The organism is Sphingopyxis sp., from assembly GCF_016793825.1.
GTDB lineage: Bacteria > Pseudomonadota > Alphaproteobacteria > Sphingomonadales > Sphingomonadaceae > Sphingopyxis.
Window position 1 is genome coordinate 1 of record NZ_JAEULM010000043.1, and the last position, 10,552, is coordinate 10,552.

Annotated in this window: 11 protein-coding genes; 7 read left to right on the forward strand and 4 right to left on the reverse strand. The window is 62.0% G+C overall.

Going from position 1 to position 10,552, the window contains the following annotated elements; translation table 11 throughout:
* The 7 genes from JNM03_RS12865 to JNM03_RS12895 form a co-directional block, all read left to right on the forward strand.
* Positions 1-221 (forward strand): hypothetical protein (locus JNM03_RS12865; protein ID WP_294037138.1); only part of this gene is annotated, 221 nt, incomplete at its 5' end.
* 233 nt (positions 222-454) lie between these two features.
* Entirely contained in the window at positions 455-1,066 is a 612-nt protein-coding gene (locus JNM03_RS12870) for a hypothetical protein (protein WP_294037141.1), read from the forward strand.
* Positions 1,063-1,809 carry an HAD-IIB family hydrolase gene (locus JNM03_RS12875; RefSeq protein ID WP_294037143.1) on the forward strand — a complete coding sequence of 249 codons (747 nt, stop codon included), beginning with the start codon at positions 1,063-1,065 and terminating at the stop codon, positions 1,807-1,809. Before JNM03_RS12870 ends, JNM03_RS12875 begins: the two co-directional genes overlap by 4 nt.
* A 376-nt stretch (positions 1,810-2,185) precedes the next feature.
* Entirely contained in the window at positions 2,186-4,273 is a 2,088-nt protein-coding gene (locus JNM03_RS12880; RefSeq protein WP_294037145.1) for a glycosyltransferase family 4 protein, read from the forward strand.
* A 7-nt stretch (positions 4,274-4,280) separates the two neighbouring features.
* Entirely contained in the window at positions 4,281-5,564 is a 1,284-nt protein-coding gene (locus JNM03_RS12885; RefSeq protein ID WP_294037146.1) for a glycoside hydrolase family 130 protein, read from the forward strand.
* 68 nt (positions 5,565-5,632) lie between these two features.
* Positions 5,633-7,783 carry a catalase gene (locus tag JNM03_RS12890; RefSeq protein WP_294037147.1) on the forward strand — a complete coding sequence of 717 codons (2,151 nt, stop codon included), beginning with the start codon at positions 5,633-5,635 and terminating at the stop codon, positions 7,781-7,783.
* A 12-nt stretch (positions 7,784-7,795) separates the two neighbouring features.
* Positions 7,796-9,028 (forward strand): FAD-binding oxidoreductase, encoded by a 1,233-nt coding sequence (locus JNM03_RS12895; RefSeq protein WP_294037149.1) that lies wholly within the window; start codon positions 7,796-7,798, stop codon positions 9,026-9,028.
* Positions 9,029-9,035: 7 nt separating this feature from the next.
* On the opposite strand, the gene JNM03_RS12900 is transcribed toward JNM03_RS12895, so the two are convergent.
* The 4 genes from JNM03_RS12900 to JNM03_RS12915 all read right to left on the reverse strand — a co-directional run bounded on the left by JNM03_RS12900 (position 9,036) and on the right by JNM03_RS12915 (position 10,118).
* On the reverse strand, positions 9,036-9,170 hold the full coding sequence (locus JNM03_RS12900) for a hypothetical protein (RefSeq protein WP_294037151.1): 135 nt from the start codon (positions 9,168-9,170) through the stop codon (positions 9,036-9,038).
* Between the two features lie 47 nt (positions 9,171-9,217).
* On the reverse strand, positions 9,218-9,406 hold the full coding sequence (locus JNM03_RS12905) for a hypothetical protein (protein WP_294037152.1): 189 nt from the start codon (positions 9,404-9,406) through the stop codon (positions 9,218-9,220).
* Positions 9,407-9,579: 173 nt separating this feature from the next.
* Positions 9,580-9,801, reverse strand: a complete 222-nt coding sequence (locus JNM03_RS12910) for a hypothetical protein (protein WP_294037153.1) — start codon at positions 9,799-9,801, stop codon at positions 9,580-9,582.
* Positions 9,802-9,809: 8 nt separating this feature from the next.
* A complete protein-coding gene (locus tag JNM03_RS12915; RefSeq protein ID WP_294037155.1) occupies positions 9,810-10,118 on the reverse strand; it encodes a hypothetical protein in 309 nt (102 codons plus the stop codon).
* Between the last annotated feature and the right edge of the window lie 434 nt (positions 10,119-10,552).

Here is a 10,552-nt window from a genome sequence, read left to right on the forward strand (position 1 = left end):
CTCGTTCATCGTTCGACTCCTCAGGTAAAGGAGCCGAAAGGGTCTGCCTGTGGCAGCCCGCGTTCAATCAGGCGCGGCGCTCGAAGGGCTGCTTTACATCGAGGCTAGCGCCAATCCACGAAGTGGTTCGTGCATCGGCCAACATGTTTGGGATGACGCCCCAGCAACTTGGGCAAAAGGGCTTCGCTACCGCGAAGCCCTTCCATCCTCTGCGTTCGTGACCAAAGGAAGCCCCATCGACTTTCCGGGTCGCGTGGAAAGTCTCTGCCTCTCGGTGCTAGGCCTATTCCGAAGGAAGTCGAGACATATGACTCGGCTCTCGTCGGTCGGCTACAATTATAAATGTCTGCTCATTGCAATCGGAAGCCTGTGACCCCACTTCCATAACATCGCCCGCTTCCACCGCGTGCTGGCGACTGAGAGACCATTGCGCTCCCGCTGAAGGAGCAAAATCATGGACCTCAACCAACTTCTCCACCACCATCAGATGGCGTTGATGGCCGTGAGCCAGGCGCGACGCGATGGGCAGGCGATGCCAAACTTTGACCTGCCGCGCTATTATGCCAAAAGGATCAACGAGTATCGTGAGCGGCGCGGCTTGAGCGGCGATGCCGAGGCTATCGCCGATCTCGCCGTATCACCTGCCGGTGCTGTTGAAGCGTCGGACGATCTGGTCGGTGATGTGCTGATCGCCGAATTGCTCATGGCGAAGGCCTTCGAAAAGGCGACGCACGAACATCTCACCGCCGGAAGCGACGGAGTTGACGATCCGGTCGTCGATATTCGCGCTACCCTTCTGGCGGTCGGGCGCGAGTTCTATCGCTCCCTGGGCGTGGAGGACGGCCCTCTCGCCGCCGCGATCGATGAAGCTGCGTCACGCTCGGCGTGGGAAGGTGAGGGCGGAGGCCTGCGTCCACCGGGCGACGAGGAGGATGGCATCATCCGGACCTATGTCGAACAATTCGCGGTGGGCGACTATCGCTATTCGAACCTTGCCGATGCCAAAGCCGCCGCGCGGCGGCAGCGGGACGCGGCGAGCGACGGGCGCGGAGCGACGCCTGCATGAAACGGCTGATTGCCTTCGATCTTGATGGAACGCTTGCCGAAAGCAAGCAACCGATGGAACCCGCGATGGGTGAGGCGCTTGCCGATCTCCTCGGCGTGGCAGATGTTGCGGTGATATCCGGTGGCGACTGGCCGCAGTTCGAAAAACAGGTGGCGACGCGCCTTCCCGAGCGCGCGGACCTTTCCCGGCTCTGGCTCATGCCGACGACCGGCACCAAGCTTTACACTTTCCGTTCGGGCGCGTGGCAGGCGCGCTATGCCGAAATCTTCGCCGACGAAGAGAAGCAGCGCATATTCGAAGCCTTCGATGCGGCGCTTCGGGCGACCGGGTTCGTTCCCGCAGCGGTCTGGGGAGCACGGGTCGAGGACCGGGGAAGCCAGATCACATTCTCGGCATTGGGTCAGGAAGCGCCGATCGATGCCAAGGAAAAATGGGATCCCGATTTCGCGAAGCGCAAAGTGATCCAGGCCGACCTTCGCCAACGTCTGCCGGGCCTGTCGATCAATATGGGCGGCGCTACGTCGATCGATGTCACGCGCGAAGGCGTCGACAAGGCCTATGGCCTTACGAAGCTGAGCGACGAAAGCGGTATTGAACTGGGTGCAATGCTGTTCATCGGCGATGCGATATTTCCGGGCGGCAATGACTATCCAGCCAAGGCGCTGGGACTGGACACGATCGCCGTTCGCGATCCGGGAGAAACGCTTGCGATCATCGAAATCATCGTTGCCTGTTTGAAGTGAAAATGCGGCGGGGATGTTCGGTCGGCGTTACCGAGATTGCCCCTTACGACTCCCGGCGAGGCGCGTGCCAAGGGGAACAAATGCGTCGCTGAATTGTTCTGTTTTCTGAGTTCGCGATCGGCTGCGCGTCTCGAAGCAAACGACAAAATACTGGGTGAGGCCTTCTGTCGCATCATTTTTGGAAGGTATGCCTGTGTACGAAACGCTTGACCGTAGATCGTTCGATGAGGGTTTGGAGGCGTGCCAAACGCTTCGGCCAAAAACTTCGGATACTGCCCGGATCGCGCTAGTCGGCGGCTTTCTTCCGCGACGCTGTGGCATCGCGACCTTCACCACCGACATCCGTTCATCGCTTGCCGAGGCTGCTCCCGACCTTGTGATCGACGTATATGCGATGGCGCCGGCCGCGGTTCCCACGATATTCGACCCCGTTGTTCGCGGCGTCATAACCGAGGGTGACGCCGGTAGCTTTGTCGAGGTGGCCCGGCAAATCGAGGCGAGCTGTGCCGAGATTGTGTGGCTGCAGCACGAGTTCGGCCTCTTCGGCGGCTTGGCGGGCGATATGATCCTGGAACTGGTGGATCGTGTTTCCGCGCCGCTGATCGTTACGCTTCACACGGTGCTCGCCGAACCGGACGCCGATCAGCGCCGCGTGATGGAGCGCTTGATCGCGCGCGCGACCAAGCTGGTCGTCATGTCCGAGCGCTCGCACGATCTGCTGCGAAGCGTCTATCATGCCGACGACGACCAGATCGCCATGATCGCACATGGCGTCCCCGATCGCCCGTTCGGCCGCGCGTCGCAATTCAAGCCGCAGTTCGGCTTTGCGGGCAAACAGGTCGCGCTGACCTTCGGTCTTTTGTCGCCGGGCAAGGGGATCGAGGCGGTCATCGAGGCATTGCCCGCGATCATCGAAGATCACCCCGACTTCCTTTACTGCATTGCTGGCGCGACGCATCCCAATCTGCTGGCGCTTGAAGGCGAGGCCTATCGCGACCGGCTCCAGGCGCTCGCTGTCTCGCTCGGGGTCGATGCGCATATCCGCTGGATCAATGCGTTTATGGACACCGACGATCTGCTCGATCTTATCGAGGCGGCGGACATCTATGTGACGCCTTATATCGGGGCGCAGCAATCGACGTCGGGTACGCTCGCTTATGCGATGGCGCTGGGCAAGGCCGTGATCTCCACACCCTATGTCCATGCGGTCGAGCTCCTCGCCGACGATCATGGCGTGCTCGTCCCCTTCAACGACAGCGAAGCGATCGCGAACGAAATCCGCTATCTGCTCGGCGATGCCGACCGGCTGCTTACGCTGCAGCGTCGCGCCTATGACCGCAGTCGCGACATGATCTGGCCGGTGTTCGCGGAGCGGACCTGTTCGCTAATCGCGGAAAGCCGCGTCGTGCCGAAAGCTGCGCCTATTCCCGAGCACATCGGTATCGATGGGTTCCTGCGCATTTGCGACGACACCGGCATCCTCCAGCACAGCATTCATATGGTCCCCGATCGCGCGCACGGCTATTGCGTCGATGACAATGCGCGGGCGCTGATGCTGATGCATCGGCTCGACGACGATGCGCTCGGCAAGTGCGGACAACTGACCCCGGTCTTTGCGGCGTTCGTACAGCATGCCTGGAACCCCGACCGCAGCGAGTTTCGCAACTTCATGGGCTTTGCACGCAACTGGCTCGAGGATGTGGGGTCCGAAGACAGCTGCGGTCGCACCCTCTGGGCGCTTGGCGCAACGGCGCGGGACGCGCGCGACCCCGGTCTGCGGCTATGGGCGAATGAAATGTTCGAGCGCACCGCGGCATCCGCACTGGATTTCGAGTCACCGCGCGCGATTGCCTTTGCGATGCTCGGCGCCGACTTCGTGCTCGCGGCGCATCCCGAGCATGATCTGGCGGACCGGATATTGCACAGCGGCGCTGACCGGCTGATCGCGCTCTATCAGGCTGCGGCGCGGCCCGACTGGCGATGGTTCGAGCCGGTACTCGCCTATGACAATTGCCGCCTGCCCGAAGCGATGCTGCGTGCGGGCGTGCGACTTGAGCGCGCGGATGTTACCGCGTGCGGGGTCGAAACGCTGCGGTGGATCAACGATGCGCAGATTTCGCCTTATGGCCACTATCGCCCCGTCGGGTCCGACAGCTTCGGCCATGCCTATGAGCTGCCGCGGCCATTCGATCAGCAGCCGCTCGAGATTTGGGCCGCGATCGATGCCGCTTCGGCCGCCTATGATGTGACCGGCGACGATATCTGGCTGGCGCACGCGCGGCGCGCCTATGAATGGTTTTCCGGGCGTAATGGCCGCGGCGTGATCGTTGGCGATCCGCTGACCGGGAGCAGCAAGGATGGCATTAACCCGCGCGGCCTGAATCTCAACGAAGGGGCGGAGTCGGTACTTGCCTATCAGCATGCGACATACGCGATCCGGGATTTTATCCGCAACGCCGACTGAGGGGATTATGGTGCATCTGGTTCAGGATGAATTGCGGCTCCATGCCGACCCGACGCGCGTCGTCGTGCGGCCCTTTCACCTCGCATGGCAAGCATCGGGTCCCGATCTCGAACGCGTGCAGCGGCTGGCGCGCGAAATCGTGACGCTCGACACGCGCACCGTGCGCGCCGAGCTCGGTGTGGTGCTGCGCGATTTCGCCGACCGGCACTGGCAGATCGAGAAAGTATTCGAGGATCGCTTCGAGCAGATCGAGCCCAAACTCGGCCTCGAAGGCCTCACATTGAAGCGCGAGATGCGCCTCTTGATCGGCGCCTATTTCTGTCACGAATATAGCTATGCGGCGGCGGCGCTGATGAACCCCAGCGTCGTTCGTCATCCCGACCAGACCGGGCTGGAGGAAGGCTGCATCCGCATTCTCCTGTCGCTGCGCGCGGTCGGCGAGGGTCATATTTCGACGATCGCCTTTCGCGAGGGAATCATTACCTGCGACCGCGAACTGACGCTGCTGCCGCAGCCTGCCTTCGCTACGGCGGCGATGCTTGGTCCGCACCGCGACGACAAGCCCGACGATGTTGTCTCGCTGTATCGGCAGAAGGACAGCACCCTTTCGGGCACGGTGATCTTCCCGATCACGGAGGCGCAGCGCAACGGGCTCGAGGATCTGCGGCTGCTCGAGTTCGAGCGCGACAGCGGCAAAAGCGAATGGATCGGGACGTACACTGCCTATAGCGGTCGCGACATCCGGTCCGAATTGCTCCGCACGCGAGATTTCAAGGATTTCACGCTGAGCCCGATCAAGGGAAAGGCGGGACGCAACAAGGGCATGGCGCTGTTCCCGCGCAAGATCGACGGGCAATTCTGCATGATCGGTCGGCAGGATGGCAAGAATCTCTATCTGCTGCGCTCGGACACGGTCGATCAGTGGGAGGACGGCGAATTATTGCTGGAGCCGCGCTTTCCATGGGAACTCATCCAGATTGGCAATTGCGGCGCGCCGATCGAACTCGACGAGGGGTGGCTGGTGTTGACCCATGGGGTCGGCGCGATGCGCAAATATGCGATCGGTGCGGTTCTGCTCGACAAGGACGATCCCTCGAAGGTGATCGGCCGCACGCCCAATCCGATCCTCTCCGCCGCCGACGAAGACCGCGAAGGCTATGTCCCCAATGTCGTCTACACCTGCGGCGCGATCCGCGTCGGCGACGATATTTTCCTGCCCTACGGGGTGGCCGACAGTTCGGTCTGCTTTGCGTTCGTCGCGATCAAGGAGATTCTGGCCGCCATGGCCTAGCGACACGCAACATAAGGCGCAGCGGCGGATTGTAGGAGTGTCGCCTTACGCGGCAGAAGGAATGACCGATGCCGAAATCTCCGCCGCCGTCGCCCGCGAATGACCATGCCCTTCGCGAACACCAGCCTGGCGAAGGCCAGCCGAAGATCGAGGTGAGCCGCGGCAATGGTGACGAACTCCACCAGAATGTGGCATCGGGCCGAAAATCGGCCGATGCGGCATTCCTGACCGACAATTTCGGCCACCGGATTTCGGACAACCAGAATTCGCTCCGCGCCGGTGAGCGCGGGCCGACGCTGCTCGAGGATTTCGTTCTCCGCGAGAAAATCTTCCACTTCGACCATGAACGCATCCCCGAGCGGATCGTCCACGCCCGCGGGTCGGGCGCGCACGGCGTGTTCGAATGCACCAAGGCAATCCCCGAGCTGACCAAAGCCTCGATCCTGCAGAAGGAGGGCACGACTTGCCCCGTCTTCGTCCGCTTCTCGACCGTCGCTGGCGGCGCGGGCTCGGTCGATACGCCGCGCGATGTGCGCGGCTTTGCGGTCAAACTCTACACAGAAAGCGGCAACTGGGATCTCGTCGGCAACAATATCCCGGTCTTCTTCATCCAGGACGCGATGAAATTCCCCGACCTCGTCCACAGCGTGAAGATGGAGGCCGATCGCGGCTATCCGCAGGCGGCGAGCGCGCACGACACCTTCTGGGACTTCATCGGGCTGATGCCCGAGGCGATGCACATGATCATGTGGGCGATGTCCGACCGCACGATCCCGCGGAGCCTGCGCATGATCGAGGGCTTCGGCGTCCACACCTTCCGCTTCGTCAACGAAAAGGGCGACGGCAAGTTCGTCAAATTCCACTGGAAACCCGTGCTCGGCATCCAGTCGACAACTTGGGACGAGGCGGTCAAGATCGCCGGTGCCGACCCCGATTTCCACCGCCGCGACCTGTTCGAGGCGATCGACGCGGGCGATTTCCCGGCGTGGGATCTCGGTGTGCAGGTGTTCGACGAGGCGTTCGCCGCCAAGCAGCCCTATGACGTGCTCGACGCCACCAAGCTGATTCCCGAGGAAGATATTCCGGTCGAGATCGTCGGCCGTATGACGCTCAACCGCAATGTCGACAATTTCTTCGCCGAGACCGAGCAGGTCGCCTTCCTGCCGTCGAACATCATTCCGGGGATCGATTTCAGCAACGACCCACTCTTGCAGGGCAGGCTCTTCTCTTATCTCGACACGCAGAAATCGCGGCTGGGAACGACCAATTTCCACCAGATCCCGATCAACGCGCCGAAATGCCCGTTCCACAATTTCCAGCGCGACGGGATGATGCAGACGCTCGTGCCAACGGGGCGTGCCAATTACGAACCCAACAGCCTCGCCGAAGCCGGAGAGCATGGCGGCCCACGCGCGAGCGCCGAAACGGGCTTCAAGACCTTTGCCGACAATGATGAGCGGAACGATCCGACGCAGAAGCTGCGCATCCGCGCCGAACTCTTCGCCGATCATTTCAGCCAGGCGCGGCTGTTCTACTTGTCGCAGACGGAGAATGAGCAGGCGCATATTGCTTCCGCGCTGGTGTTCGAACTGTCGAAGGTCACGCTCGATCATGTTCGCGCGCGCGTCGTCGGCCAGCTTCGGAATATCGATGAGGATCTCGCGACGCGTGTTGCCATGGGGCTCGCCATCGATCTGCCGACGAAGGAAAAGGCTGCGCGTGCGCCCGTCGATCTTAAACCTTCCGACGCGCTGTCGATCCAGAAGAATGCCGACGACACGATGGAGGGTCGCAAGGTCGCGATCCTCTTTGCCGAAGGATCGGACAAGGCGGCGATCGAAAAGCTGAAAAGCGACATCGAAAGCGCCGGCGGCACCGCCTTCCTCGTTGCGCCGAAAGTGGGCGGGATCAAGGTCAAGGGCGGTACGCTCAAGGCTGATGGTCAGCTCGCGGGCTCCCCCTCGGTGCTGTTCGACGCGGTGGCGTCGATCGTCACCGAGGAACAGGCCGAGGCCCTCTCAAAGCAGGGCGCAGCAGTGCAGTGGTTCATGGATGCCTATGGGCATTGCAAGACGATCGCGCATGACGAGGCGACGCAATTGCTGCTCGACAAGGCGGGGGTCGAAAAGGACGGCGGGGTCATTGCGATCGACAAGTTCGAAGGCGTGGGCACCCGGCGTCATTGGGCCCGCGAAGCCAAGGTGCGCGATCTTGCCTGATCGCCTGTTCTGGTGAGCCGCGCATCGGCTACCCATCATCGCGATCTCCGGACCGGCCGGTCGATCTGGTCGGCACGGCGTCGTCCCGCGATCGCTGCGCAGCCGCTGACAAGGGATATCGCGTGCGACGTGGTCGTCGTGGGGGCCGGCGTGTCGGGCGCGCTGATCGCAGAGGCACTATCCGAAGCGGGCTTCAACATCGTAGTCGTCGATCGCCGGGGTCCCGCCGAAGGATCGACTGCGGCGTCGACCGCGATGCTGCAATATGAACTCGATACGCCGCTGACCTTGATGGCCGAGCGGATCGGTCGTGAAAAGGCCGAACGCATCTGGCGGCGATCGCGCCAGTCGGTCGATGCGCTGCGCGAGCGGACCGAGCGGTTGGGCCTCGCGGTCGATGGCGCGACGCGCGGCTCGATCTATCTCGATGGCAATGTCCTCGACGCCGACGGCCTCGCGCGTGAAGCCGACGCCCGGCGGCGCGCGGGCTTCGAAGTGGAATTACTCAAACCCGCTGCGGTGCAGGAGCGTTATGGGATCAAGGGACGCCACGCGCTGATAGGCTTTGGCAATTACTCCGCCGATCCGCGTCGTCTCACGGCGGGTTATCTGAACGTCGCACTGGCTCGCGGCGCGCGGCTCTATTCACCCGTCGATATCTGCGACATCGCGCCGACGGGCGAAGGTGTAACATTGGTCTCGGCGCGCGGACCGAGCATTCGCGCGCGCCATGTCGTCATGGCAACGGGTTATGAGATGTTGAAGGGGATTCCTCGCAAGGGGAACAAGATCATCTCAAGCTGGTCGATCGCGACGCGCCCGCAGCCCCGGACCATCTGGCCGACTGCCGCAATGATTTGGGAAGCCGCCGATCCCTATCTGTACATCCGAACAACCCCACGCGGAGAAATCATCTGCGGCGGCGAGGATGAGGAAATCGGTGACGCGGCTCTCCGCGATGCGAAGCTCCCCGACAAGGCAGCGACGCTGTCGCGAAAGCTTGCTGCGCTGTTGCCGGGAGTCGACGCGGCGCCCGCGTATAGCTGGGCCGGCAGTTTCGGCGACAGCCCGGTCGGTACGCCAACTATCGGTCGAATTCCCGGCATGCCGAATTGCTATGCCGCGATGGGATATGGCGGCAATGGCATCACCTTTTCAATGATGGCCGCGCAGATGCTGCGCGGCCTGATTTGCGGCTATGGCGATCCCGACGCCGATCTCGTCAGCTTTCACCGCAGTTTTTGACGGCGCGTCAGAGATTGCCTTTCGGCTTGGCGGTCATCTGCACGGCAGACGCCTCTTGGGCTGCGAGCGCGGTCGGCGGCTTCGCCTTGGCGGCCTTGGGTTTGCGAATCTCGCGATTGCTGCGTTTTTGCGATTTGGCCATGTCAGATATCTTTCTTCGGTTTCAGGATGCGCGTGTTCACGAACGTGCTAGCGAGCCGTTTGCGTCCGCAATCTGTTGAGCGGAAAATAGGGGCGATGCTGATAGGGAAAGGCCGTCAGACGCCGACGGATATCTTCGATCAGGCGCCCATATCGGTCGATCGCCGAAGGATTTGTCGCGGCGGCGTATCGTACGAGCGCAATCTGCTCGTCTTCGAGCAATTGAATGAGGCACATCGTGTGTGCTCCTGCATCAAGCGAGAGCACGGATCGTCCCTCTGTCACATGGAGCTTGTTCGATTTCAGGTGATGGGATGTCTATAGCACATCCCGATAAATGTGCGGCACGAATACCGATATTATTCGAGTTCGGCAGAGACGTTCGCACACCGCGGAATCTTGCTCCGGCCTCATGGCCGTTCCTGCGTGGCCGGAGGGCGATAGAAGCGGTAACGGAGGACATTGCCATCGATCAGGTGACCGCGGAGCCGAAGGCGCATTTCCTCGGCGCCGGCGCCGGATGTGCAGACAAGGCGCGTACCGCCCGACTGAAGCGGCTCGATCGCACTGATGCTGACATCTTGCAGAAGGCACAGGCGCTTGACCTCGTCCTCCGGCAGCGAAATGTTCATCGCGCGGCTCATTTGAATCCCGGGCCGCTCGGCCAGCGGCGGATCGCTGCCGCAACCCGTTCATATCCCTCGGGGCTCGCGGTCGCGACTGTAAGCGGGCGGCCGCCGAGCACGGCGTTGTCGGTGTTCAGGAAGGCAATCGCCGGATCGCGTCCGCCCATCGTCGAGAAGGCAAGCTGACTGATGTCCCCCTGACGCCGTGCGTCATCGAGGGCGAATGCACTGCGGCTCTTGCGGAAAAATCGGCTCGATTGCGGTCTCAATGCGACAGGCACGTCCGGGGTGGCCGACTGGGATTGATCGGGATCGGGGGGCATGGGCGCGGCTCCTGCTTGTAAGCGGGAGCACGAGGTCTCTCAGCCGCGGCCGCCTACGATGAACGTGTGCCACGATGATCACTACATGGGAGCGCCGACCAAGATTATAAGATGTCGCGTCGACCATCTGACGGATATCTGGAATCTGAGCCGCCAGTGTCTATCCGGTTCCTGCGGAACGTCGTTGCGCCTCGATTGCACGAGCCAGTACGGAGATCGACCTTTCAAGCGAACGCCGGGAACAGTCGGAGCGTCTGCTAATTTCATTCGACCGCCAAAAGCCGTCGGTCTGCAACCGTTGAGAGTTTCAGACGCCGATAGGCGTCAGAAAGTCTTCGGTGCCCGAACCGCGGGCCGCATGGACTGAGCTATGGGGAAAGTTGTTTTGCGCTGATGGCGAGGTAGCCAGTTGCTGCCCAAAAGCGGACGTGCGC